Origin of the sequence: Microbacterium sp. Root61, assembly GCF_001427525.1 — a bacterium.
Taxonomy (GTDB): Bacteria; Actinomycetota; Actinomycetes; order Actinomycetales; family Microbacteriaceae; genus Microbacterium.
The window spans coordinates 2,696,071-2,720,687 of the sequence record NZ_LMGU01000001.1; the positions used below are offsets into that span (position 1 = coordinate 2,696,071).

At 68.9% G+C, this 24,617-nt stretch carries 23 protein-coding genes; 17 read left to right on the forward strand and 6 right to left on the reverse strand.

What is annotated here, in order from left to right:
• Nucleotides 1-48: 48 nt before the first annotated feature.
• A complete protein-coding gene (locus ASD65_RS12770) occupies nucleotides 49-1,296 on the forward strand; it encodes an alpha/beta fold hydrolase (RefSeq protein ID WP_056223219.1) in 1,248 nt (415 codons plus the stop codon).
• Between the two features lie 218 nt (nucleotides 1,297-1,514).
• Nucleotides 1,515-2,744 (forward strand): amidohydrolase, encoded by a 1,230-nt coding sequence (locus ASD65_RS12775; RefSeq protein WP_056223221.1) that lies wholly within the window; start codon nucleotides 1,515-1,517, stop codon nucleotides 2,742-2,744.
• A 32-nt stretch (nucleotides 2,745-2,776) separates the two neighbouring features.
• Here the strand turns inward: ASD65_RS12775 and ASD65_RS12780 are convergent, their stop codons facing one another.
• Complete coding sequence (locus tag ASD65_RS12780; protein WP_200948666.1) at nucleotides 2,777-3,586, reverse strand: HAD family hydrolase; 810 nt, start codon at nucleotides 3,584-3,586, stop codon at nucleotides 2,777-2,779.
• Between the two features lie 90 nt (nucleotides 3,587-3,676).
• Here ASD65_RS12780 and ASD65_RS12785 point away from each other — a divergent pair, with 90 nt between their 5' ends.
• The 3 genes from ASD65_RS12785 (at nucleotide 3,677) to ASD65_RS12795 (ending at nucleotide 5,887) form a co-directional block, all read left to right on the forward strand.
• Nucleotides 3,677-4,774, forward strand: coding sequence for a serine hydrolase domain-containing protein (locus tag ASD65_RS12785; RefSeq protein ID WP_056223225.1), 1,098 nt, complete (start codon nucleotides 3,677-3,679; stop codon nucleotides 4,772-4,774).
• Between the two features lie 80 nt (nucleotides 4,775-4,854).
• Nucleotides 4,855-5,190 carry a Cd(II)/Pb(II)-sensing metalloregulatory transcriptional regulator CmtR gene (cmtR, locus tag ASD65_RS12790; protein WP_056223227.1) on the forward strand — a complete coding sequence of 112 codons (336 nt, stop codon included), beginning with the start codon at nucleotides 4,855-4,857 and terminating at the stop codon, nucleotides 5,188-5,190.
• Nucleotides 5,191-5,230: 40 nt separating this feature from the next.
• Nucleotides 5,231-5,887, forward strand: a complete 657-nt coding sequence (locus ASD65_RS12795; RefSeq protein ID WP_056223229.1) for a cation diffusion facilitator family transporter — start codon at nucleotides 5,231-5,233, stop codon at nucleotides 5,885-5,887.
• Nucleotides 5,888-5,971: 84 nt separating this feature from the next.
• Here the strand turns inward: ASD65_RS12795 and ASD65_RS12800 are convergent, their stop codons facing one another.
• The gene (locus tag ASD65_RS12800) at nucleotides 5,972-6,526 is read right to left on the reverse strand and encodes a HutD/Ves family protein (RefSeq protein ID WP_056223231.1); all 555 of its coding nucleotides are present in this window, start codon (nucleotides 6,524-6,526) and stop codon (nucleotides 5,972-5,974) included.
• 137 nt (nucleotides 6,527-6,663) lie between these two features.
• On the reverse strand, nucleotides 6,664-7,650 hold the full coding sequence (locus tag ASD65_RS12805) for an aldo/keto reductase (protein WP_056224829.1): 987 nt from the start codon (nucleotides 7,648-7,650) through the stop codon (nucleotides 6,664-6,666).
• Nucleotides 7,651-7,902: 252 nt separating this feature from the next.
• On the opposite strand from ASD65_RS12805, the gene ASD65_RS19235 reads away from it, so the two are divergent.
• The gene (locus ASD65_RS19235; RefSeq protein ID WP_056223232.1) at nucleotides 7,903-9,789 is read left to right on the forward strand and encodes an LPXTG cell wall anchor domain-containing protein; all 1,887 of its coding nucleotides are present in this window, start codon (nucleotides 7,903-7,905) and stop codon (nucleotides 9,787-9,789) included.
• 104 nt (nucleotides 9,790-9,893) lie between these two features.
• On the opposite strand, the gene ASD65_RS12815 is transcribed toward ASD65_RS19235, so the two are convergent.
• Nucleotides 9,894-10,865: an AraC family transcriptional regulator gene (locus tag ASD65_RS12815; RefSeq protein WP_056223234.1), complete on the reverse strand. Its 972-nt coding sequence runs from the start codon at nucleotides 10,863-10,865 to the stop codon at nucleotides 9,894-9,896.
• A 150-nt stretch (nucleotides 10,866-11,015) separates the two neighbouring features.
• On the opposite strand from ASD65_RS12815, the gene ASD65_RS12820 reads away from it, so the two are divergent.
• From ASD65_RS12820 to ASD65_RS12830, 3 genes are read left to right on the forward strand one after another with little or no spacing between them, the layout of a single operon-like run.
• Nucleotides 11,016-11,813, forward strand: coding sequence for an NAD(P)H-binding protein (locus tag ASD65_RS12820; RefSeq protein ID WP_056223236.1), 798 nt, complete (start codon nucleotides 11,016-11,018; stop codon nucleotides 11,811-11,813).
• Nucleotides 11,810-12,220 carry a DUF4345 family protein gene (locus tag ASD65_RS12825; protein ID WP_056223237.1) on the forward strand — a complete coding sequence of 137 codons (411 nt, stop codon included), beginning with the start codon at nucleotides 11,810-11,812 and terminating at the stop codon, nucleotides 12,218-12,220. Before ASD65_RS12820 ends, ASD65_RS12825 begins: the two co-directional genes overlap by 4 nt.
• 28 nt (nucleotides 12,221-12,248) lie before the next feature.
• Complete coding sequence (locus ASD65_RS12830) at nucleotides 12,249-13,175, forward strand: nucleoside-diphosphate sugar epimerase (RefSeq protein WP_056223239.1); 927 nt, start codon at nucleotides 12,249-12,251, stop codon at nucleotides 13,173-13,175.
• A gap of 6 nt (nucleotides 13,176-13,181) precedes the next feature.
• Here the strand turns inward: ASD65_RS12830 and murQ are convergent, their stop codons facing one another.
• A complete protein-coding gene (gene murQ, locus ASD65_RS12835; RefSeq protein WP_056223241.1) occupies nucleotides 13,182-14,126 on the reverse strand; it encodes an N-acetylmuramic acid 6-phosphate etherase in 945 nt (314 codons plus the stop codon).
• Complete coding sequence (locus tag ASD65_RS12840; protein ID WP_056223243.1) at nucleotides 14,119-15,018, reverse strand: BadF/BadG/BcrA/BcrD ATPase family protein; 900 nt, start codon at nucleotides 15,016-15,018, stop codon at nucleotides 14,119-14,121. Before ASD65_RS12840 ends, murQ begins: the two co-directional genes overlap by 8 nt.
• Before the next feature lie 146 nt (nucleotides 15,019-15,164).
• Here ASD65_RS12840 and ASD65_RS12845 point away from each other — a divergent pair, with 146 nt between their 5' ends.
• From ASD65_RS12845 to ASD65_RS12880, 8 genes are all read left to right on the forward strand, one after another.
• Nucleotides 15,165-16,025, forward strand: a complete 861-nt coding sequence (locus tag ASD65_RS12845) for a MurR/RpiR family transcriptional regulator (RefSeq protein ID WP_056223245.1) — start codon at nucleotides 15,165-15,167, stop codon at nucleotides 16,023-16,025.
• 122 nt (nucleotides 16,026-16,147) lie between these two features.
• Complete coding sequence (locus ASD65_RS12850) at nucleotides 16,148-17,131, forward strand: GNAT family N-acetyltransferase (RefSeq protein ID WP_200948667.1); 984 nt, start codon at nucleotides 16,148-16,150, stop codon at nucleotides 17,129-17,131.
• Nucleotides 17,128-17,820: a PIG-L deacetylase family protein gene (locus ASD65_RS12855; protein ID WP_056223247.1), complete on the forward strand. Its 693-nt coding sequence runs from the start codon at nucleotides 17,128-17,130 to the stop codon at nucleotides 17,818-17,820. Before ASD65_RS12850 ends, ASD65_RS12855 begins: the two co-directional genes overlap by 4 nt.
• A gap of 43 nt (nucleotides 17,821-17,863) precedes the next feature.
• Nucleotides 17,864-19,180, forward strand: coding sequence for an ABC transporter substrate-binding protein (locus tag ASD65_RS12860; RefSeq protein WP_056223249.1), 1,317 nt, complete (start codon nucleotides 17,864-17,866; stop codon nucleotides 19,178-19,180).
• Between the two features lie 19 nt (nucleotides 19,181-19,199).
• Nucleotides 19,200-20,144: a carbohydrate ABC transporter permease gene (locus tag ASD65_RS12865; protein WP_162248502.1), complete on the forward strand. Its 945-nt coding sequence runs from the start codon at nucleotides 19,200-19,202 to the stop codon at nucleotides 20,142-20,144.
• Nucleotides 20,141-20,989 carry a carbohydrate ABC transporter permease gene (locus tag ASD65_RS12870; RefSeq protein ID WP_056223253.1) on the forward strand — a complete coding sequence of 283 codons (849 nt, stop codon included), beginning with the start codon at nucleotides 20,141-20,143 and terminating at the stop codon, nucleotides 20,987-20,989. The genes ASD65_RS12865 and ASD65_RS12870 overlap by 4 nt, the downstream gene beginning before the upstream one ends.
• Nucleotides 20,989-21,768 (forward strand): glucosamine-6-phosphate deaminase, encoded by a 780-nt coding sequence (locus tag ASD65_RS12875; protein WP_056223256.1) that lies wholly within the window; start codon nucleotides 20,989-20,991, stop codon nucleotides 21,766-21,768. Before ASD65_RS12870 ends, ASD65_RS12875 begins: the two co-directional genes overlap by 1 nt.
• Nucleotides 21,769-21,773: 5 nt before the next feature.
• Nucleotides 21,774-24,569, forward strand: a complete 2,796-nt coding sequence (locus tag ASD65_RS12880) for an FAD-binding and (Fe-S)-binding domain-containing protein (protein ID WP_056224834.1) — start codon at nucleotides 21,774-21,776, stop codon at nucleotides 24,567-24,569.
• Nucleotides 24,570-24,617: the final 48 nt, after the last annotated feature.

Sequence of the window (24,617 nt, forward strand, 5' to 3'; positions counted from 1 at the left end):
CTGCGATGAGGAGCGGCGGACGTCGGATCAGCCGCATAGGCTCGAACCATGACCGTGACGACGCGCCGTATGCAGGATCTGACCGTCCACGACCACATCCTCACGGTTCCGCTCGTGTGGTCCGATCCGGCGGACGGCCGCACGATCGACATCCATGCCGCGGTGGTCACCCGAGAGGGCGGCGAGAACCTGCCGTTCCTCGTGTTCCTGCAGGGCGGGCCCGGCCACGAGGCCCCGCGCCCGTTCCATTCGCCGTCCGGACCCTTCTGGCTCGACGCCGCGCTGCAGCACTACCGCGTCGTCATGCTCGACCAGCGCGGCACGGGCCTCTCCACGCCGGTCGGCGACGGCGACCTCGAGCGCGGCACCGCGGCGCTCGCCGAGTACATCACCCACCTGCGCGCCGACGCGATCGTGCGCGACTGCGAGGCCGTACGCGCACACCTCGGCGCCGACACGTGGAGCGTGCTGGGGCAGTCCTTCGGCGGGTTCACCACTCTGGCCTACCTGTCGACGGATGCCGTGTCCCTCGAGCACGTCTACATCACGGGCGGCCTCAGTGCGGTGGGGCGGCATCCCGACGACATCTACTCCCTCACCTACGACAAGATGCGCACCGAGTCGGCGAAGTACTACCGGCGCTTCCCCGCGCACCGGGATGCCCTCCGCCGAGTCATCGACCTTGCGGACGCCGGTGGGCTGACGCTCCCCGGCGGCGAGGTGGTATCGGTGTCGCGCGTCCGCTCGCTCGGGTCGCTGCTCGGCACGAACGACGGCTGGCAGACGCTGTGGTCGCTGCTCGAGCTGGAGCCGCACACCAACGCGTTCCGCCATGACTTCGCCGCGGCGATGCCGTTCGGTACGCGCAACCCGCTGTACTACGTGTTCCACGAGTCGAGCTTCGCCGACGGATACGCGACGCGGTGGTCCGCCGACCGGGTCGAGCCGGCCGACTTCGCAGCCGATCCGACCCTCCTCACGGGGGAGCACGTGCGTCTCGAGTGGCTCGACACCGTGCCGGGGTTCCAGCCCTGGCGCGACGTGACCCTGGCGCTGGCGGACTTCGAATGGCCGCGTTTGTACGACGCCGCGGCCATCGCGGCATCCGGTGCCCGGGGAGCAGCCGCCGTCTACGCGAACGACGTGTTCGTCCCCCTCGAGTTCTCGATGGAGACCGCCGGGCTCCTCCCGGGAGTGACACCGTGGATCACGAGCGAGCACGAGCACAACGGCCTGCGGTCGGGCGATGTCCTTTCGCGGCTCATCGACATCGCGCACGGTCGCCGGGTACGGTGACCGCGGTTCCGACGCGCTGATCCAGCGAGCAGGTGCGTGGAGCAGGTGCGTGACGGGATGGCGCGCCACAACGTCGGAGATCTGCACCATGTCGGAACGTGCGACCGCGATTCATCCGACGTCGTGGTTATCTCCGACGTTGCGGTGTGGGTGCCGGGGGTACCGGCAGTACCCGCAGCCCAGGCGGCGGCTCGACCACGCGGCGTAGGTTGGAGGGCATGGCTCGCATCCTCGCCGTCACCGGCGCCTACGTCGTTCCTGTCAGCTCTGACCCGATCGAGGGTGGCACCGTGATCGTGACCGACGGGGTCATCACCGCCGTCGGCGGACCCGATACGCCGGTACCGGACGGTGCCGAGGTGGTCGAGGCATCCGGCAGCTGGGTGGTCCCGGGGTTCGTCGAATCGCACGGGCACATCGGCGTGCACGAGGAGGGCGAGGGGTGGTCGGGCAACGACACCAACGAGATGACCGACCCGAACGGCGCACGGTTCCGGGCGCTCGACGGCATCGACATCGAGGAGGAGGGGTTCCGCGACGCCCTCCGCGGCGGTGTCACCACGGCCGTCATCAAGCCCGGCTCGGGCAACCCGATCGGCGGCCGCACGGTGGCGATCAAGACGTGGGGCGGCCGCACCGTCGACGAGCAGATCCTCGCCGCCGACGTGTCGGTCAAGTCGGCGCTCGGCGAGAACCCGAAACGCGTCTGGGGCGACAAGGGCAAGACGCCGCAGACGCGTCTGGGTGTGGCATCCGTTCTCCGTGACGCCTTCGCCGCGGCCCAGGCGTATGCCGCCAATCGCGATGCGGCCGCCGAGAAGGGCGAACCGTTCGAGCGCGACCTCGGCAAGGAGACGCTCGCCGCCGTGCTCGCGGGCGACCTGCTGTGGGACCAGCACTGCCACCGCCACGACGACATCGCGACCGCCATCCGCCTCGCTGAGGAGTTCGGCTACACGCTCGTCGTCAACCACGGCACCGAGGCGCACAAGATCGCCGACGTGCTGGCCGAGAAGCAGATCCCGGTGATCTTCGGGCCGCTGCTGACCTCGCGTTCGAAGGTCGAGCTGCGCGACCGCGCCATCGGCAACCTCGCGCTCATCGCGGCGGCGGGCGTCAAGGTCGCCATCACCACGGACCACCCCGTCGTGCCGATCGACCAGATCCGCCTGCAGGCGATCCTGGCCGTGCGCGATGGACTGCCTGCGACGACCGCCCTGGAGGCGCTCACCACGAACCCCGCCGACATCCTGCGCCTTCAGGAACGCGTGGGCGCGCTCGAGGTCGGACGCGACGGCGACATCGTCGTGTGGTCGGGCGACCCGCTCGCCATCGACTCACGAGTACAGCGCGTCTTCATCGAAGGTCGCGCGGTCTACGAGCCCACCGACGGCGGCTCACGCGTCGTTGAACGCTGGGAGCGCTTCGGGCGCACCTCCTGGAGCTGAACGGCTATCACCTCTCGCCGGGGTGAGGCTGTTCAGCCGCGCTGATCCAGCAACTCAGCCAGCACCTGGGCGACGCCCTCCTCCGTGCACGCGGGGGCGATGTGGTCGGCGATTGCGCGCACGCTGTCGTGCGCGTTGGCGACGGCGTACGCGGTGCCTGCCCAGGAGAGCATGGGGATGTCGTTGGGCATGTCTCCGAAGGCATATACCTCGTCGGCCGCGACGCCGACCTCCGCGCACAGGGCCGCCAGGGCGCTTGCCTTCGTGACGCCGAGGGCGCTGATCTCCACAAGGCCGGACACCGACCAGGTCACGGTCGCCCGCTCGCCGACCGCGGCGACGACACGGCCGTGCAGGTCATCGGCGTCGGTCGACGGCGCGCGCACCAGCAGCTTGACGGCGGGTTGATCCCAGATGTCAGACAGGACGCCGCGCGGGGTGTCGGCCGGCACCGGATACTGCTCGACGTACGCCGGGTCCAACCGCATTCCGTCCGCGCACTCGATGGCGAACCATGCACCGGGGACGGCATCCGCGATGTCGGCGGTGAGCCCCAGACCGGTCGGCGCGTCGATGCCGATGAGAGAGCGGATGCGGCGCCGGTGCACGTCGAAGGTGATGGCGCCGTTCGACACGACGGCCAGTCCGTGCTCACCGACGTGCGGCCAGAACGCGTCCATCCACCGCAGCGGGCGCGCCGTCACGAACACGACCGGGATGCCCGCGTCATCCATTCGTCGAAGCACCGCCGCCGTGTAGGGGGGAACCGTCGCGCTGTCGTTGGCGACGAGCGTGCCATCGAGATCGGTGGCGATCAGCATCCTGTCTGAGGGTGAGGTCACGGCACCAGGCTCTCACGCTGCCCGACGATACGATTCCAGCGTGAGGGCACGACTCCTCGTCGTGCGTGGAGATGACCGAAGCGAGGACTGATGAGCGCGCTGTCGCAGATCTTGGACGGGCATGTGACGCGGGGAGCCGCTCCCGGCATCGTGGCCGTCACCGGCAGCGCCGATGGACGCCTCGAGTTCGACAGCGCGGGAGACATGCCGCTCGACGCGATCGTCAGGATCCAGTCCATGACCAAGCCCGTGCTCGCCGTTGCGACGCTTCGCCTGGTTCAGGCCGGTCGCCTGGGTCTGGATGACTCGGTGGAAACGTGGTTGCCGGAACTGGCCGACCGCGAGGTGCTGCGGACGCCGGAGTCGCCCCTCGATGACATCGTGCCGGCGACCGGGCCGATCACGGTGCGTCACCTACTCACCAACACGTCCGGGTACGGCATGACGACCGTCCCGTCGCCGCTGCGGGAGGCGATGATCGCCAATCATACGGAAGCCGGACAGGAGCCCGTCGAACTGGGCGCGCGGGCCTGGCTCGAGGCGCTCGCCGCACTGCCGTTGGCCTTCCAGCCGGGCGCCGGATGGCGCTACCACCACTCCTTCGGAATCCTCGGGATCCTCCTCTCCCGTGTGGTCGGCGGGTCGCTGGACGACTATCTCGCTCAGGACCTGTTCGTTCCGCTCGGCATGGTCGACACCGGGTACACCGTCCCGAGGGAGCAAGCGCATCGCCTCCCGGCCGCGTTCCGCCATGACGAGCGCGGAGAACTGGTGCAGATCGAGCCGGCGGCTGCCGGCTTCTACGTCGCACCGGCGCCGTTCGACCTCAGCCATGCCGAACTGGTGTCCACGGCATCCGACTACGCGGCCTTCGCGGGGATGCTGGCACGCGGGGGGACGCACGAGGGGAAGCCAATCGTCGAGTCCGAGCTGTTGGACCTGCTTCGCACCGACCAGGTGCCGGCTGAGGCGAAGGCCCCCGACAGCTTCTTCCCCGGCTTCTGGGACGGTACCGGGTGGGGCTTCGGTGTCGCCGTGGTGACCGAGGGAGAGCACGCCGGTCGATTCGGGTGGTCGGGCGGTCTCGGTACGGACATGTTCATCGACCCGGATGGTTCGTTCCGGGTCGTGTTGACGCAGGTGGAGATGGGTCCTGCGGTCATGGCGCTCTTCGCCGACGTGCAGTGACGGCGTCGCGGGCGCTACCCGCACAACGCAGGCATGTGGCATGGAGACAGATAGGTCACTGATCGCTGTATAGTCAGCGTGTGCTGACTCTTGCCTCACGACTCGATGTGATGAACCGGTTGGGGCGAGCGATGGCGGATCCGACCCGATCGCGCATTCTGCTCGTCCTGCTCGAGCAGCCGGGCTACCCGGCCGAACTCGCGCGGGACCTGGAGCTGACGCGGACCAACGTCTCGAACCATCTCGCGTGCCTGCGCGGCTGCGGCTTGATCGTCGCGACGCCGGAGGGCCGCCGCACCCGCTACGAGATCTCCGATCCGCACCTCGCGCTGGGGCTGCGCCAGTTACTGGATGCCGTGGTCGCGGTCGATGAGGGCGCACCGTGCGAGAGGGAGAACTGCGGATGCTGCGCATGATCGAGATCTCGCAGACCCGCGGCTGCGTCGAGGGTTCCGCATGATCGAGGTCGTCGAGCTGCGTCGACGCGCCGCGCTGCAGCGCCGCATCCGATTGATCGTCTCCGTCACGATCGCCTACAACATCGTCGAGGCGATCGTTGCGATCACCGCCGGCACGGTGGCTTCGTCGGGTGCGCTCTTCGCGTTCGGCCTCGATTCGGCCATCGAGGTGCTCTCGGCCGCGGCCGTCGCGTGGCAGTTCACGCGCCGCGACCCGGAGCGGTGGGAGAAGCCCACCCTGCGGGTGATCGCGGTGGCCTTCTTCGCGCTGGCCGTGTTCGTCACCGTCACCTCGCTGCTAGCCCTGATCACCCGTGTCGAGGTGGAGCATTCGCCCGTCGGGATCCTGATCACCGCGCTCAGCGTCGTGATCATGCCCTTCCTGTCGCTCGCCGAACGCCGGGCAGGACGCGAACTCGGCTCGGCGACCGCCGTGGCCGACTCGAAGCAGACGCTCATCTGCACGTATCTGTCGGCCGCGGTCCTTGTCGGCTTGGTGCTCAACAGTCTGCTCGGGTGGTGGTGGGTCGATCCGATCGCGGGTCTGGTCATCGCCGCGTTCGCAGTCCGCGAGGGCATCGAGGCGTGGCGAGGGGATGCCTGCGCGACCTCGGTCGGAATGCTCCTCGAGGAGGACGGACTCCACGACGACTGACGTGTCGCGGTCGTATCGAGCGCATGTCCTCCACCAGGAGCATTCCGTCATCCGGCGTGGTCACGACTGCACGAGCTCAGTGCGTCAGGCGCCGCCCTGCGATGTCACCCGTGCCACGGCCACCTGCCCGGGTCCGCGAACGACCGCCTTCTCACCCGGTGCGAGCACCACGCAGTCGCCCTCATCGAGAGTCTGCCCCTCACAGCGCAGCGTCGCGGAGAGGGAGACGAGCAGCACCGTCTCGTGGGCGTCGGCGTGCACATCCAGACGCGCGTCGACGGCGGTGGCGGCGAGTTCGCCTGACCCCCACGCGCGATCCACCATGACATTCAGGTCGGCGGTGACGGACACGACGTCCTGCGCCGCGACCGCATCATCGCCGGAGAAGGCCAGCACCTCGTGCCGCGCCAGCCGCTCGGTCTCACCGTTGACCACCAGAGTGACTTCGCCCGTCAGCGGCATCAGCAGGCGTTGATAGCCGGGGAAGGACGAGAAGGCGCTGGACCGGTCGATGACCGCGATGCTGACTCTCCAGTAGGGCGAGTCGGCGTCGGCGGGATGCCGCAGGACCTCGGTCGTGGTTCCTTGTCCGTTGCGCCAGGGGACGACGAGTCGATCGACTGCTCGCATCACGCGCATGCGGATCTCCCTTCACCGACAGTCTCAAAAGAGAACTCGATCGGGGTTCCTCATCCTATTCACCCCGTCGATGCAGCGCTTCGTCGCGTGTGGCGCCCCGCCGGTCGCACCGCGAGAACGGGCGCGAGTGCGGGGCGTCAGCGCCCGACGAGGCCCAAGTGGGTGTCGTTGTAGCGGTTGCCCTGCACACCGATGCGGGCGGCGAGGTCGTCGAGATCGGCGAGGTCGTCCGCGGAGAGCGCCACCTGGGTCGCGCCGGCGTTCTCTTCGACGCGGGCGCGGCGCCGCGTGCCGGGGATCGGGACGATCCAGGGCTGCTGCGCCAGCAGCCACGCCAGGGCGATCTGGCCGGGAGTGGCACCGCGAACGGCCGCGAGTTCGCGGACGTGGTCGACCAGGGTCTGATTGGCGGCGCGGTTCTCGGCCTCGAAGCGCGGGATCGTACCGCGGATATCGCCGGCCGCGAAGGTCGTCGCCGTGTCGACCGTGCCCGTCAGGAACCCCTTGCCCAGCGGGCTGAACGGGACGAACCCGATGCCGAGCTCAGCGAGCGTGGGGAGGACCTCAGGTTCGGGGTCGCGCGTCCATAGGGAGTACTCGCTCTGGACGGCGGTCACCGGGAAGACGGCGTGCGCGCGGCGGATGGTGGCGGCGGATGCCTCGGACAGGCCGAAATGCCGGACCTTGCCGGCCGCGACGAGTTCGGCGACGGCTCCGGCGACGTCCTCGATCGGCACCTCGGGGTCGACCCGGTGCTGATAGAAGAGGTCGAGCGCGTCGACGCGGAGGCTGCGCAGGGAGGCGTCGGCCACCCGCCGGATCTGCTCCGGCCGGCTGTCCAGTCCGACCGAGGTGTTGTTCTCGATGCGCCACCCGAACTTGGTCGCGATGACGACCTCGCCGCGGAGCGGTTCGAGCGCCTCGCCCACGAGCTCTTCGTTCACGAACGGGCCGTAGACCTCGGCGGTGTCGAAGAAGGTGACGCCCGACTCGACCGCCTCGCGCAGAACGCGGATCATGTCGTCACGGTCGCCCGGGTTCGGGCCGTAGCTCTGCGACATGCCCATGGCGCCGAGGCCGATGGCCGAGACGGTCAGTCCCTGACCGAGGGTGCGTGTGTGCATCGTGCTCTCCTTCATTCGCGAGGCGTGCGGCCTGAGTCCATCCAACTCCTCCAATGAGCACCGCGGGAGGGTCTGTCAGGGCCTGTCTGGACCCCGATGAAAGGCGACGTAGGCCCATTCCGTGCGAATCCCCGCGCGCTGAAGCTGGATGCAACGCTCTGCGATCGCCGTGGGGGGCGCGCGCGAAAGCGCGACGCAGAGGCGTGGACCCGGCATCCGTCGAGTCCCCATCGACCGAGGTGATTCTCCGACATGAAGAAGACCACCGCCGCGCTCGCGGCCGCATCGCTCGCAGTCTCGCTGCTTCTGAGCACCGTCATGCCTGCTTCCGCCGGGGAGGTCGCACCCGACACTCCCGTGACCGACGCTACGGCGAGCACGGCGCAGCCGTCCCAGAGCGAGTCTGCCGAAGCCGAGACGCCCGACCCCTCCGAGACCGGGGAGGTCGAGGAGATCGCGGCGGCCGAGCCTGAACCCGCGGCATCCGAGGCCGCGACGGAAGAACCTGCGCAGGCCGTGGATGACACCCGATCGGCGGATGCGCTCGACGCCGCGGATGACCTCGAAGTGGCGGAGGCGAATGTGGCGCTGTGGGCCGACGTCGACCTCTCCCGCGTGACGCTCTCCAGCGGCCATCTGGTCGCCGCGCCCGCCGGGAATCCTTCGGCGGTGAGGCCCACGGCCGGCGGCTCCGAGCGCGGCCTGTTCTACGTCAACGGGGAGTACTCCCTCTTCGGCACCCCGGTCGACGCCACGGCGGCGTACGAGATCGAGATGCTCGGCAAGAAGTCGGGCCACTGGGTCGAGATGCGTCTGTACGTCACAAGCGGAGGCTCCTTCGCATCCTGTTCGATCTTCGACGGCGACCCGAGCGCGGGGGGAACGCCTTCCACGTTCAAGGGCTTCAACTGCTCCGCGAAGAAGACACAGGGAGACCCCAACGTTCGATTCACCTTCTCTCTGTCGCTGAACCGCTGGGTCGAAGCGGCCGGAATCATCAACACGACCGGACCGATCGCGTTGACCGCAGGCCACTTCGAGTCGGACCTGCCCTATCACGTCTACGGCAGCGACACGGTGGCCCAGAACGGCACGACACGATTCGAATCGGTCATGCGGGAGGGCGACGATCCGTTCAACCACGACACCGCGCGGACGATGTTCTCCTACCGCGTCCTCGACGCGGGCGAGCAGACGACGTTCTGGATCGTAGGCTGGTCGGCCAACTACCGAGGAGGGGCGTTCGCCTGGGACGGCACGTGCTTCGTCGTCGACCGCGACCCGCAGAATTCGAAGTCGCCGGCGCTCGACAAGATGGAGCACGCGGATGTCGCGCCGTACTCGTGCGAACGCACCAACCAGCAGTGGCCGGCCGGGAACGGCGCCTACGAAGCCACCTTCACGGTCTCCAAGCGTCAGATGACCGTCGTCACCGAGCCCTTCCAGCAGCGCGAACTCGTCGACCAGGTCTGCGGCACGACGCCGGAGAACTGCGGTGTGAACCTCGCGACCGTGACCATCGACGCGGGTAAACCCCAAGTCGCGTCCGACGCCGTCAACAACAGGTCGGGATCGGAGATGAGCATCCCCGTCACCATCTCGAAGTCGCAGACCGTGACCAATTCCGGCGGATTCAAGCTCACGAGCAAGGCCGGCTTCGACGCGATGGGGGGCAAGTTCGAGGTCTCGATGGAGTACAACTACAGCCGCTCCGTCGCGGCGACGACCTCCACTTCGATGTCCGTGCCGCTGAAGATCCCCAACATGCACCGCGGCTACCTGGTGACGACGCCGCCGATGATTCACACCGAGGGCACCGTCATCGTGAAGAAGGGCGATCGATACTTCGAGCTGCAGGGGGTCTCTGCTGAGTTCCCCGATGCGACACCGGGCGCGATGTGGTCATGGGATACCGTCCTGGATCCGCTGACGTCGGTCGGTCAGCCCGAAGACCCCGCCGGCGAGCCGCTGGCGCCGATCACCCCCGGTGCGTCGACAACCTCTTCCGCCGGCACCCTGGCCGCGACGGGGCAGTCTTCGGCCACTCTGGTCGGACTGGTTGGCGCCGCAGTCGTCCTGCTCGGGGGCGGCGTGCTGCTCATTGTGAGGCGCCGGCGCGGAGTCCGCGGCCAAGGCTGACGACGAGCGAACCCAGACGCACCGCCACGACCGGATCAAGGCCGGTCGTGGCGGTGGGCTCGTCCTTCTTCCTGGACGGCGAGAAGCTCCACCCCGCTCCCGGCCTACCGGTGCAGCGCGGGCTCCTCGCGCCGCGCTCGCCGTGCCTCGCCGGGGGTCATGCCGTGGTGGCGCTTGAAGGCGCGGCTGAACGCGGCTTCGGAGGCGTAGCCGGCGCGGGCGGAGACGGTGGCGATCGGCGTCGCCGAGCGCTGCAGTTCAGCGTGGGCCTGCAGAAGCCGCCAGGTCGTCAGGTAGCCCATCGGCGGCGTGCCGACGAGTGCGGTGAAGCGCTCGGCGAACGCGGAGCGGGAGAGGTTCGCCGTCGCCGCCAACTCGGCGATCGACCAGGGGTGCGCGGCATCCGTGTGCATCCGAGCGAGCGCCCGCCCCACGTGACGGTCCTCGAGTGCGGCGAGCCATCCGTCGGTCGCGCGGGGGGTGTGGGTGAGCCACCAGCGGATCACCTGGACGACGAGGGCATCGGCCAGGAGCGTCATCATGGTCTCGCCCGCGATGCGGGGCGTGGTCGCCTCTCGGGCGAGCAGGCGCAGCACTGTCGCGAAAGTGCCGGCATCGTCGTCGTCCCACCCATCGACGACGATGACGTCGGGCAGCTCGGCGACGAGGCGCTGGGTGAGCACGTCGTCGGCGCGCAGTGCGGCGTAGGCGATGCGCGTCACGGGCCCAGCGGCCCCAAACCGCATGCGCTCGTAGCGCTCACTCACCTGGTCGGCGGGGATGTCGAACAGCGGGATGACCGGCACGCCGTCCGCGCTGCGCATCCCGTGCACATGGCCGCGGGTGAGCAGTGCCGCGCTGCCCGCGCCGAGGACGTGCCGTGCGCCGTCGACTTCGAGGACCGCCTCACCGGAGAGGACCACAGGGAGTGTGAGGTAGCCGGGAAGGGATGGCAGTTCGACGCCCCATGGAGCGGCGCCGTCCGCGCGGCAGTACAGCGCACCCGTGAGGCGCAGCATGTGGAGGGCATCGCCGAGCCCGTCCGGTTCGCCGACGACACCGCGTGGATTGACCATGCGTCCACGATCGCATGTCGAGATGCCGTCCGTCGCCGTTCCTGGACGATCTGCATAGAGAAGTGGCCGAACGCTCATTGTGCCGCTGGGTGTCGACACTGAGAGTGGAGGCGCCGACGAGGACCGACCTCGCGGTGGAAGGACAGGATCATGGACATCGGAACGATCGGCGTCATCGGCGCGACGGGCAAGACCGGACGACGCGTGGCCGAGCGCCTCGAACGAGCGGGACACGACGTGCGCCGTCTGGCGCGCGGGACCGGCTTCGACTGGACGCAGCCCGAAGAGTGGTCGGATGCGCTGGCCGGTGTGCGTCGGCTCTACGTCGCCTATGTTCCGGACCTCGCGGCGCCGGGTGCGGATGCGGCGATCGCGGCCCTGCTCGAGGGCGCGGACGCGGCCGGCGTGGAGCGGGTCGTGCTGCTCTCCGGCCGTGGCGAGGACGGCGCCCGGCGGGCGGAGGACATCGCGCTGGGCTCAGGTATCCCGGCGACGATCGTGCGCGCGTCCTGGTTCAGCCAGAACTTCACGGAGGGCATGCTCGCACCGGTCGACGGCGTCATCGCTCTCCCCGCCGGGGATCGCCGGGAGCCCTTCATCGACGTCGACGACATCGCGGAGGTCGCGGTCGCGGCGCTGACCGAGGACGGGCACGCGGGCCGGGTGTACGAGGTGACCGGGCCCGAGCTGCTCGGGTTCGCGGATGCCGCCGCCCTCGTCGCGGAGGTGACCGGCGAGTCCGTGGTCTACGTAGCGCTGGACTATGCCACGTTCCGTGCGGCGGTCGCCGAGGAGGCCGGAGCAGAGACGGCAGAGATGCTGACGGAACTCTGCCGTGAAGTGTTCGACGGGCGTAATGAGAGCCTCACCGACGGCGTGCAGCAGGCACTGGGGCGCGCGCCGCGCTCGCTGCGTGATGTGCTCGCACGCGCAGTGGTGACCGCGTGATCGGCCGCGTCGTCGAACAGGTCGTGCTCGTCGCGGCGGGGCTGGTGCTCGCCGTCGTCGGAGCGGGGTCGGCGTTCGCCCCCGCAGCCTTCTATGCGCCCTACGGCATAGATGCCACCGACCCGGCCTTGCTGAGCGAGCTGCGGGCGACCGGGGTGGCGCTTCTCCTGCTCGGGATCGGCGTGGTCGCGGGAGCGTTCGTGCGCAGGCTCACCTTCGCGGCCGCCGTGGTCGCTGCGCTCGTGCTGCTCGGCTACGCCATCGGCCGGTCGCTGTCATGGGCGGTCGACGGAACACCGCCCGCTTCCGTGCTCGCGGCCGGCGCCGTCGAGTTCGTGCTGGGGATAGCGGCAGTATGGGTGGCAGTGCGCACGCGGACTGCTCTCCGGGCGGAGCCGGCGAACTAGGCTCGACTGGCTCGACGGGAGGAATCAGATGCGTGCAGTGATACTCGGCGGGACGGGTGCCATCGGCGGAGCCACCGCGATGCGGCTGCGGTCTGCGGGTTGGGATGTCGACGTGACGGGCCGGGACGTGGCGTCCGTGCCCGCCGAGCTCATCGCGGCCGGCGTGCGGTTCCACACGATCGAGCGCGCCGACGTCTTGGGCATCGGTGGACTCGCGGGGACTGGAGTCGACCTGCTCGTCGACGCGGTGTCCTACTGCGGATCCGATGTTCGCAGGCTCTTGCCGGTGATGGCGGATGCCGCGTCCTGCGTTGTGATCTCCAGTCGCGCTGTCTATGTCGATGACGAGGGGCGCCACATCAACGGTGAGGAGCCGCCCAGGTTCGCAGTGCCGCTACCCGAGACCAACCCCACTGTCGCGCCCGCGACCGACGTCGATCCGTTCAGCCGGGAGGGGTACGCGCCGGGCAAGGTTGCTGTCGAGCGGGCAGCGCTGGACAGCGGACTGCCGGTCACGGTCATCCGCCCGTCCAAGGTGCACGGGCGCTGGGCCCGTAACGCTCGGACACGTCCGTTCGTCGAGCGGATGCTTGCGGGTGACCGGGTCATCCCATTGCCACACGCGGAAGCCGTCGACCATCTGACGGCGGCGGTCAACACGGCCGCGCTCATCGAGGTTGTGGCACACTCCCCGGGTCGCCGCATCCTGAACAGCGCCGATCCTGATGCGCCGCCGGCCGGGGACATCGTTCGGTCGATCGCGTCGCGGCTGGGATGGAACGGCACCCTGGAGGTCGTTCATGCCGAGGATGGCATGAATCCGTGGAGTGCAGCCAATCCCATCGTGCTCGACATGACGGCCGCGGCTCAGCTCGGGTACGTCCCCCAGGGATCGGCGCTCGAGCTCCTCAGCGACGAGGTCGACTGGGTTGCCGCGGTTCTGCGGGCAACGTAGGCCCGACTACGCCGCGGAGGCGCGTTCCACGGCGACGCGCAGCAGCCCGTCGGCCTCGTCGAGGAGTCGACCGGCGGTGTCGGGTGCGATCCCGGTCAGCAAGGCGAGGATCGCCTCCTTCACGCGTCCGTCGGCGGCATCCAGGGCCGCTTCGGCCTGCTCGGCTCCGACGCCGCTCACCGTCATGACCGTGCGGATGGAGCGGGCACGGAGCTTCTCGTTTGTGGCGAGCAGGTCGACCATGATTCCGCGGTAGGTCTTGCCGAGCCGCACCATCGCAAGGGTGCTGAGCATGTTCAGCACGAGCTTCTGAGCGGTACCGGACTTCAGCCGCGTCGACCCCGCGACGAACTCCGGACCGACCACCACCTCGATGGGGATATCGGCGATACGACCGATCACCGAGTCGGCGTTCTGCGCCACAGCGATCGTCAGGGCATCGATCTCACGCGCGTAGCGGAGTCCGCCGACGACGTAGGGGGTGCGTCCCGAGGCGGAGATCCCCACCACGACATCCCGGTCGGTCAGGCCGAGCTCGGCCAGTTCGACGGCCGCGGCACGATCGTCGTCCTCCGCGTTCTCGACGGCGGTCATCAGTGCGGTCGGCCCACCGGCGATCAGCCCGCGCACCATCTCGGGCGGGGTGCCGAACGTCGGCGGGCACTCGGAGGCATCGAGCACGCCCATGCGCCCGGCCGTCCCTGCGCCGAGATAGATGAGTCTTCCACCGCGCCGGAACCGCTCGACGATGCCGTCGACGGCTTGGGCGATCTGAGGTGCGTGGTGGGCGACGACGAGAGGCACGCTCTGGTCGCCGAGGTTCATGAGCCGGACGAGCTCGAGCGTTTCCAGCGTGTCGAGATCGATCGAGTCGCGGGCGGCCTCGGTCGTCATGGCGGCGAGCTCATCGATGAGTTCGCTCATCCGGTTCGCGGGCGAAGTGTCAGGCACGGTGGATGAGCCCCTTCAGAGGTAGGTCGTCGCGGGTCGCGATGATGCGCGCACCGTCCAGAGCGGTGCCGGCGGGGGCACGGGTGATCAGGTCGCGGGCTGAAAGGGCGGTGGTGAGCTTCGCCATGAACCAGTCCGACCCGGTCAACCCGCCCAGGACGCCGACGATCCGCTGGCCGGTGGCCAGTGCAGCAGCCTGCGCAGTGGCGGCGAGCTCGGTGGTCGCAGCATCGACGATTGCGAGCGCGGCGGCATCGCCGTCCGCAGCGGCGGCGAGGACGGCGGGGGCGTACCGCGCCAGCCTGGCGGCATCCTCACCACCGGTCGGCGCGGCGCCGACGCCTGACACGGCGATGAGGTCGACGAGGCGGGTGGGAGCGGCGGCTCCGGCGACCGCCATCGCGGCCGCCCGGATGCCGGCGCGGCCGATCCAGGCACCGGAGCCGACGTCGCCCGCGAGGAGGCCGAGGCCGTCGTGGCGTGCGTGTCTGCCGTCGGCCGCGACACCGAGCGATACGGCACCCGTACCCACCACGAGGCAGACGCCGGGGGTGCCATCGAAGGCGCCCGCGTGCGCCGTGACGATGTCGGAGGCGACCGCGACGGGTACGGCATAGGTCGCGGCGAGCAGGCGCGCGAGTTCCTCAGCGCCAGCGGGAGAGGTCAGTGCGCCGGCGGCTCCGATACCGAACGACGTCGGCCCTAGGTGCGGCGCGACATCGTCGAGCAGGGTCCGCAGGACTTCGGCCGTGCGTGCCGGGGCGCCGGATACGGCCAGGCCGGGGAGGCCTTCGCGCGTCGCGGCGGCGATCTCACCGGATGGTCCGCTGACCACGATGCGGCAGCGGGTCTTGCCGAGGTCGACGCAGGCGACGACGTCTTCAGTGCTCACGGTTCTCCTCACAGTGCAGGCTGGAACAAGTATACGTACTTGTTAACATGACCGTAACAATGTTTCAGCAACAGGGTATTGGAGTGGGGCACGTGCGTCGTCGAGACCATACTGGGATGAGTGATCGAACGACGCCAGGAGCGCGAATGAGCATTCAGTCGGACATCGAGGCGGCCGTAGGGTCGCTGTCGCCTTCGCTGCGGCGGATCGCTGAGACGATCCGGGAGCGTCCGACGATCGTGCTGGACAGCACGATCAGCGACTTGGCCGCCGAATGCGGCACCTCGGTCGCGTCCGTCGTGCGCTTCTGCCAGGCGATCGGAATGGCCGGCTACGCGCAGCTGCGCGTCGCACTGGCGACCGAGCTCGGCAAGGAATCCGCGCAGTTCGGGATGCCGGCCGCCTACGGCGCGGACGTCTCCCCGGGCGACACGCTGCAGGAGATCGCACGCAAGATCGCGTCGCTGGAACTCATGGCGATCGACGAGACGATCGGCTCGCTGGACTTCGACGTGCTCGAGCGCGTGGTCGGGCGATTCGAGAACGCGAGCCGCATCCTGCTGTACGGCGTCGGCGCCAGCCAGTTCGTCGCGGAAGACCTGCAGCACAAGCTCTTCCGCATCGGCCGGGATGCCTTCGTGCTGTCGGATCCGCATGAGGCATGGGCCGCGGCGGCGCTCCCCGTGAGCGGGGTCGTGGCGATGGGTATCTCCCACCTCGGTGAGACGAAGGACACGCTCGAGTTCCTCCGGATCGCCGCGGAGAACGGCGCATTCACGGTCGCGCTGACCGGCGTTCCCGGCTCGGCGATCGCCAACGCGGCCGACGAGGTGCTCTACACCCGGGCCCGCGAGACGACGTTCCGCGCGGGGGCCATGGTGAGCCGCATCGCGCAGCTCGCGCTCGTCGATTGCCTCTTCGCCGGTATCGCGCAGCGCCGCTATCACTACACCGTGGAAGCGCTGCGTCGCACGCGCGAGGTCACCAGGGGCGCACGCGGCGTCTGAATCCGCCTCCTGACGGTCAGGTGGAGTCGTGTGCCCGCATGTGTAACAATGCTCCAAGCTAAGACTGCAAGATGAAACTGAGTGCCGTAGACTGGCGGCTCTCGAGGTTGAGGAGGAACCGGATGATGGATGCCACCGTGCAGGTGAGGGCGTTCCAGCCCGGCGACGGTCCCCGCATCGCCGATGCATGGACGGCCGCCGCGCCGCAGGACCCGATCACGGCCACCCGCTTCCGCGACCTGATCCTGCTCGACCGCAACTTCGACCCCGAGGGTCTCTTCGTGGCCGACCGCGACGGCGAGGTCGTCGGCGCCGCCTACGTCGTGCGTCGCCGCGTCGCGCACGACGGCGATGACCTCGAACCCGGCCGTGGCTGGATCCCGTTCTTCTTCGTGCGCCCGGACGCGCGCCGACAGAGCCTCGGCCGTGAACTCCTGAACCGCGGGCTCGAGTGGCTGCGCGACGAGGGCGTCACCGAGGTCGTGTTCTCCAGCTACACCCCGAACTACGTGCTGCCCGGTCTGGATGCCGACCGCTATCCCGAGGCGGCCGCGCTGCTCGCCTCGCTCGGCTTCGAAATCATCGAACAGCCCAGCTCGATGGAGATGTCGCTGCGCGGGTACCGTCTGCCGGAGTCCGCATCCGAGCACGCCGCGCGCCTGCGCGCCGAGGGCTGGTACCTGGGCACCCTGCTCGACGAGGACATCGTCCCGCTCATCGAGCTCGCCGGCCGCGAGTTCAACTCGGACTGGGCCCGCGCCATCCGCGAGGGGATCGTCAGCGGACTGCCGCTGGAGCGCATCATGGTCGCCCGCAACCCGGACGGCCGTCTCATCGGCTGGGCGATGCACGGCACCTACGACGACGTCATCGATCGATTCGGCCCGTTCGGTGTGCTGCCGGAGAGCCGCGGAACCGGGCTCGGTCGCCTACTGCTGCATCTGACCCTCGAGCGGATGTCCGCGGTGCAGGCCCACGCGGCATGGTTCCTCTGGGCGGACGAGGGGTCCGCGGCATCCAACCTCTACGTCAAGACCGGCTTCGAGATCACACGCACCTTCACGATCCTGCGAGCCGACATCTCCTGGGAAGGGAAGAACGCATGAGCAAGACCGTCATCGCCGTCGGTGGACACATCGGCGACATGGAACTCACCGCAGGTCCTACGCTCGCCAAGGTGGTGCTCGAGGGTGGACGCGCGATCATCATCGACTGCACGTATGGGGAGCGCGGCCACCCCACGATCGTGCCGAGCAAGTATCGCGAGCAGAAGCTCGAAGAGGCCCGGTTCTTCGCCGACACCATCGGCGCTGAGCTCGTCACGCTGGACTACTCCGATGGCTTCCTGCCCGACGACGAGGCTGTGGCCGAACTGATCGCCGAAGTCATCCGCGAGGCGAAGCCCGACATCCTGATCACCCACTGGCTGCACTCGATGCACCGCGACCACGAGCGTGCGGCTCAGGCCGCACTGCGGGCGGCATTCCTCGCCTCCATCCCGATCGAGGAGATCGCGGCCGAGCGCCACTCGGTGCCGACCATCCTGCACGCCGAGAACTGGGAGGACATGGAGGGCTTCGAGGCCGATACGTTCTTCGAGATCCCGGATGCCGCATACGACCGCTGGCGTACCGGCATCGAGCGTCATGCCTTCGCCCGCGGCGAGACTTACGGCTTCCGCTTCATCGACTACTACTCCGCGCTGATGCAGGTGAAGGGCTGCCTCGTCGGCCACCAGCGCGCCGCGGCATTCAAGTCCGCAGGGCATGAGCAGTTCGCCCTCGCTGGCCCCTGAACCCGACCCGAACACACCCGCAATCACATCTGGAAGGAAAACCATGAAGAAGCACTCGTTGCTCGCCGGCCTCGGTGTCGCGGCCGCGGTCGCACTCGTCGCGACCGGTTGCTCGTCCTCCGCCGCTCCCGAAGACGGTTCGCAGGAGATCACGTTCCTCACCCACTGGGGACCGGAGCAGGTCACCATGCTCGAAGAGGCCGCAGCGGCCTTCACCGAGGAGAACCCGGACATCACAGTGAAGGTGCAGGCGGTGCCGTTCGCCAACCTGCTGTCGACACTGCGCACGCAGGGGGCGTCCCCCGACGGCCCGACCATCGCGGGCGTCTACGACGCATGGCTGCCCGAACTCGCCCGTGACGGGCTCGCCGCCGAGGCTCCGGCCGACGTCGCTGCCGACGTCGAGGCGAACTGGCCGGCCGGTGTGGTCAACGCGGCCACGCAGGAGGGCGCGATCCGCGGCATCCCGAACGAGGTCGACCTCTATCAGCTGAACTACAACACCGCGTTGTTCGAAGAGGCCGGCATCACCGAGCCGCCGGCGACGTGGGACGAGCTCGTCACAGCCGCCAAGGCCATCACGGGCACAGGCGAAGGCCGTCAGGGCATCGGGTTCATCACAAGCTGGAACTCCGGCGCCGTGCACCCGTTCCTCTCGCTGCTGGCCTCCAACGGCGGCACCTTCCTGAACGCCGCCGGCGACGCGGCCGACCTGGAGAGCCCGCAGGCGCTCGAGACTGCGGAGCTGTATCAGCAGCTCGTCGACGAGGGCCTGACCGACCCGTCGATGTCGGGCGCGAACGCCAACACCACCGGGCCTTACCTCGACAACTTCGTCAACGGTAAGACGGGGATGATCATCATGGCGAACTGGTGGGAGTCCTCGCTGAAGGACGCGATGGGCGACAATTTCGCGAACGTCGCGACGGCGCCGATCCCCGTCGGCCCCAGCGGTGACGTCTCCAGCTCGATCTCCTACTCGTGGGACACGATCGTCAACGGCAACGCGTCCGAGGGCAAGCAGGAAGCCGCATGGAAGTTCCTCACGTGGCTGAACGGCCCGGACTCGGGTGAGAACGGTTCCTCGGCGATGGGCGACATGCTCATCTCGATGGGCATCCTGCCCAGCCGTATCTCCGACGTCGAGGCGCATGCCGAGGCACTCGGTTCCGACTTCCTGAGCTCGTACGTCACCGCCATGGAGACGGCGACCCCGTTCCCGACCGTGCTCGGTGCGACGGCCGGCGCCGACGCCCTGCAGCGTCAGATCGAGCTGCTGCTGAACGGGCAGACGGATGCCGCGACCGCGATGAAGACGGCGACCGTCGACGTCGATGCGGCACTCACCGCCGCACGCTGACGTCAACGAAAAGGTATTCGTGAATCTCACGTCAACAGCCGGGGGAGGCCCGATCACTGGCCTCCCCCGGCCACGTCGCCGCCGCACCGACGCGAGTCACCGCGGCTGGACGGCGGCCGTCTTCCTCAGCCCGACGGTGCTGATCATCGGCCTGTTCACCGTGGTGCCGATGATCATGACCATCGTGATCAGCTTCCACCGCTGGTCGATGTTCACTCCGATCACTGACATGACCTTCGTCGGCCTCAGCAACTACGAGCGCCTGTTCGCCGACAGCGCGCGCGTGCAGGCCATCGCCAACACCGGCGTGTACGTCGGTCTCAGCGTGCTCATCACGGTGCCGCTCGCGTTCATCATCGCGATGCTGCTGTACTTCCCGAAGCTTCGCGGACGCAATGTCGTGCGCGTCATCCTGTTCGCCACCTACGTCATCCCGACGATCGCGATCGTGATCATCTGGAGCAACATCTACGCACCCGGCTACGGCCCCCTGAGTGCGATGATCCAGGCGGTCGGACTCACTCCACCCGGATGGCTGAGCGACCCGTCGTGGGCGCTGCTGTCCCTCGTCATCTTCAACGTGTGGCAGATGCTCGGCTACTACGTCATCCTGCTGGTCGCCGGTCTGACCCAGATCCCCGAGGAGCTTTACGAGGCCGCGAAGGTCGACGGTGCCGGTCTCTGGCGTCAGACCTGGTCGATCACGATCCCGATGCTGAGCCGGTCTCTCGTATTCGTCGTGCTGATGACGGTCATCAACTCGATCCAGGTGTTCGATCCGATCTACCTGCTGACCCAGGGCGGTCCGGCCGGTTCCACCAACGTCGTCTCGTTCGAGATCCAGCGCTCCGCGTTCCAGTACGGACAGGCCGGTGACGCCAGCGCCCTCGCGGTGTCGCTGTTCATGCTCATCGTTCTGGTCGGTGTCGTGCTCGGCGCATTCACGAAGGCGAGGAAGCGATGACCCGTCGCCGCATCGGACCCCGCGCGCTGACGCAGCGCGTGCTGCTCTACGCCCTGCTCATCGTCGTGGCCGTCGTGCCTTTGTTCCCGCTCTACTGGCTGGTGATCTCGGCGTTCAAGACGCCCGCCGAGTTCGTCACCATCCCGCCCACGTGGTTCCCCGCGGCACCGACTCTCGACCCGATGGTCTCGGCACTGACCGAGGTGCCGTTCCTGCAGTCGATGCTCAACAGCATCATCATCGCCGGAGCATCGACGCTGTCGGTGCTGGTCACCAGCGTCCTCGCGGGGTACGTCTTCGCCAAGTACAACTTCCGCGGGAAGGACCTGATGTTCTGGGGCATCGTCGCCACGATGTTCCTGCCACCGATCGTCACCCTCGTGCCGCTCTATTACCTGGTCTCCTCGATGGGGCTGAGCGACACCTACATCGGCGTCCTGCTGCCGTGGCTGGCCAATGCCTTCGGCATCTTCCTGATGCGCCAGTTCATCATGGAGGTTCCGGACGAGCTGATCGAGGCCGCGCGCCTCGACGGCGCGAGCGAGTTCCGCATCGTCTGGCAGTTCGTGGTGCCGCTGATCAAGCCCGCGGTAGTGACCCTCGCGGTCTTCATGTTCGTCTTCTCGTGGAACAACTTCATCTGGCCGCTGACGATTCTGCGCACCGAGGCGATGTATCCCGTCGTGCTCACGCTGAACCGCCTCATGTCGTACACGATGAGCTTCGAGTACCAGAACGTGGTCATCGCGGGTGCGCTCATCGCATCGCTGCCGACGCTCATCGTGTTCCTGGTGTCGCAGCGCGTGTTCGTGCAGGGGATCGCCAGCAGCGGAGTGAAGGGCTGATGGCCGAGATCGTCATCGTCCCCGACCGCGCGACGGGCGGCGAGCTCGGTGCGCGGATCGTCTGGGAGTACGTGGATGCCGCGACCGCGCCTGTGCTGGGTGTGGCGACCGGATCGACCCCGGAGTCCCTTTATCTGGCCATGGCGCGCACCCGCGCGAGCCGGGATCTCGCGGAGCTGCAGGCATTCGCGCTCGATGAATATGTCGGGCTGCCGTCCGGCCACCGGGAGTCGTATCGAGAGGTCCTGCGGCGCGAGATCGTCGAGCCGCTCGGCCTCGACCCCGCACGAGTGCACGTGCCATCCGTCGAGCCCGCCCTGCTGCCCAGGACCGGCGAGCACTACGAGGAGGCGATCGCCGCGGCCGGAGGAGTCGGTCTCCAGATCCTCGGCATCGGCAGTGACGGTCATGTCGGTTTCAACGAGCCTGGGTCCTCGCTCGCCTCCCGGACACGCGTGAAGACCCTCACCGAGCAGACGCGGCGCGACAACGCGCGGTTCTTCGGCCCGGTCGAGGAGGTGCCGCGGCACAGCGTCACGCAGGGGCTCGGCACGATCCGGGACGCCGGGCATCTGCTGCTGCTCGCGTTCGGCGCGCAGAAGGCCTCCGCGGTCGCGGCCGCGCTCGAGGGGCCGCTGTCAGCCGCCGTGCCCGCCACGATCGTGCAGCTGCATCCGCATGTCACCGTCATCCTCGACGAGGACGCAGCGGGCGCCCTCGCGCACACCCGCTACTATCGCGACGTAGAACGGTTCAAACCGGAGTGGCAAGGCTGGTGACGCACATGCTCCCCTCGAGCATCGCCGATGTGGTGGCGGATCCGACGCGCATCAAGACGCGTCTGATCGATCGAGTCGCGTACGCGAGCGACGCATCGCACTTCCTGCTCACCCCTGAGGCCGTCGTCGTGGCGGCGGGCGCGGCCGAGGTCGCGGCGATCCTGCAGGCGGCGGCGCGCGGCGGCACGCCGGTCACCCTGCGCTCGGGCGGCACGAGCCTGTCCGGACAGGGCAGTGGTGCCGGGCTCATGATCGATGTCCGACAGCGATTCCGCGAGATCGACGTCCTCGACGACGGCCGCCGTGTGCGGGTCCAGTCGGGCGCGACGGTTCGTCAGGTGAACGCCCGGCTCGCTCGGCACGGATACCGTCTCGGGCCCGACCCGGCCAGCGAGGCCGCGTGCACGATCGGCGGCGTCGTCGCCAACAACTCCAGCGGGATGGCCTGCGGCACCGACCAGAACACCTATCGCACCCTGGAATCCGCGGTGCTGGTGCTTCCGTCCGGTACCATCATCGACACCGCGGCCCCGGACGCCGACACCCATCTGCGTACGGCGGAACCGGAGCTTGCCGAGGGGCTCCTTCGGCTGCGCCGCCGCGTCACAGACTCTCCTGGTTCCGTCGAACTGATCCGTCGCCAGTTCGCTCTGAAGAACACCATGGGCTACGGCGTCAACGCCTTCCTCGACTTCGAGTCTCCGGTGCAGCTGCTGCTGCACCTGGTCATCGGGTCCGAGGGCACGCTCGCCTTCGTCGCCGAGGCGACCTTCCGCACCGTGCAGATCGCCCCCAAGGTCACCACCGCGCTCGCGGTCTTCCCATCACTGCACGCCGCGACCGTCGCGCTCCCCGGCCTGACCGCGACCGGTGCCGCGACGCTCGAGCTGATGGACGCGACCTCGCTGCGCGTGGGGCAGCGCCTGCCCGGGGCGCCGGCGCAGATCCTGGGCTTCGAGGTCGAGGACCATGCCGCGCTGCTGGTCGAGTATCACGCGCACACCGACGAGGAACTCGTCGCGGCGGCGCAGCGCGGCACCCGTGTGCTCGCCGAGGCTCCGCTGCGCGCCCCGGCGGTCCTTTCGACGGATGCGGCCGCACGCAAGGCCGCCTGGTCGTTCCGGAAGGGACTGTACGCCTCGGTCGCGGGTGCGCGACCGAGCGGCACGACTGCGCTGCTGGAGGATGTGGCGGTGCCCGTCCCCGCGCTCGCCGACGCCTGCGGCGGGCTGCAGCAGCTGTTCGATCAGTACGGGTATGCCGACAGCGTGATCTTCGGACACGCCAAGGACGGCAACATCCACTTCATGCTCACCGACCGCTTCGAGGGCGACGACGCGATCGCCCGGTACCTCGGATTCACCGACGACATGGTCGACCTCGTCCTTGACGCCGGTGGCAATCTGAAGGCCGAGCACGGCACCGGCCGTGCGATGGCGCCCTACGTGCGACGACAGTACGGCGACGAGCTGTACGGCGTGATGTGCGACCTGAAGAACCTCTGCGATCCGGCGCGGATCATGAATCCGGGCGTCATCATCGACGAGGATCCCGACGCGCACATCCGCAGCATCAAGCTCGCCCCGACCGTCGAGGAAGAGGTCGACCGGTGCGTCGAGTGCGGGTACTGCGAGCCGGTTTGCCCCAGTCGCGACCTGACCTTGACCCCTCGACAGCGCATCGTCGTCCGACGCGAGATCGAACGAGCCCGAGGGCGCGGCGATGATGCCGCGGTGATGCAGCTCGAGCGCGACTACGACTACGCCGGCGTGCAGACGTGCGCAGTCGACGGCATGTGCCAGACGGCCTGCCCCGTACTCATCAACACCGGCGCTCTCGTGAAGCGTCTGCGCCGCGAGGAGGCGAACCCCGTCCTGGCCGCCGGCTGGAAGGTGGCGGCATCCGGATGGAGCGCGGCCACCCGCGGCGGTGCCATGGCGCTGTCGGCGGCGAAGGCGGTGCCCGCGCCGCTCGTGACCGCGGTGACCGACGCGGCACGGGCCGTGCTCGGCGCCGACACCGTGCCGCGCTACGGCGCCGACCTCCCCGGAGGAGGCGGCGCGCGTCGAACGGCCGTCGGAGTGATGGGCGGCGGTGAAGGCGATCCGATCGCGGTCTACGTGCCGGCGTGCGTCAACAGCATGTTCGGCCCGGCCGATGGCGGCGACGGCGTCGCGGTGTCGTTCCGACGGCTGCTGGAGCGTGCCGGCGTGCGCGTGCTCGTGCCGGAGGGCGTCGAGTCGATGTGCTGCGGGACGCCGTGGTCGTCGAAGGGCTTCAGCGGCGGCTACGACGTGATGTCCCGTCGGGTCGTCGACGGAGTCCGCGCAGCGACGCGCAACGGCGCGCTGCCCGTGATCAGTGATGCGGCCAGCTGCAGCGAGGGCTTCGAGCGGATCCTGCGCGACGAGGGCATCCACGTCGAGGACGCGGTGGCGTTCGCGCGGCGCGAGCTGCTGCCGCGGCTGTCGGTGAGCGCGCCCGTGGAATCGTTGGTGCTGCACCCGACCTGCTCGTCACGGCAGATGGGACTCGATGACGACCTCGTGGCGATCGCCGAGACGGCCGCCCTCACCGTGCAGATCCCCGACGATTGGAACTGCTGCGGATTCGCCGGAGACCGCGGGATGCTGCATCCCGAGCTGACCGCCGCCGCGACCGCGCCCGAAGCCGCGGAGGTCGCCTCGCTCGGCGCATTGGCCCACGCATCGTGCAACCGCACGTGCGAGATCGGCATGAGCCGGGCGACCGGCGAGTCGTACCGGCACGTCCTCGAGCTGCTCGAGGAAGCGACGCGGTAGCCGACACGACCGAGCGACCCCGTGCCGAGGCATCCGTCGTCGTCCTGC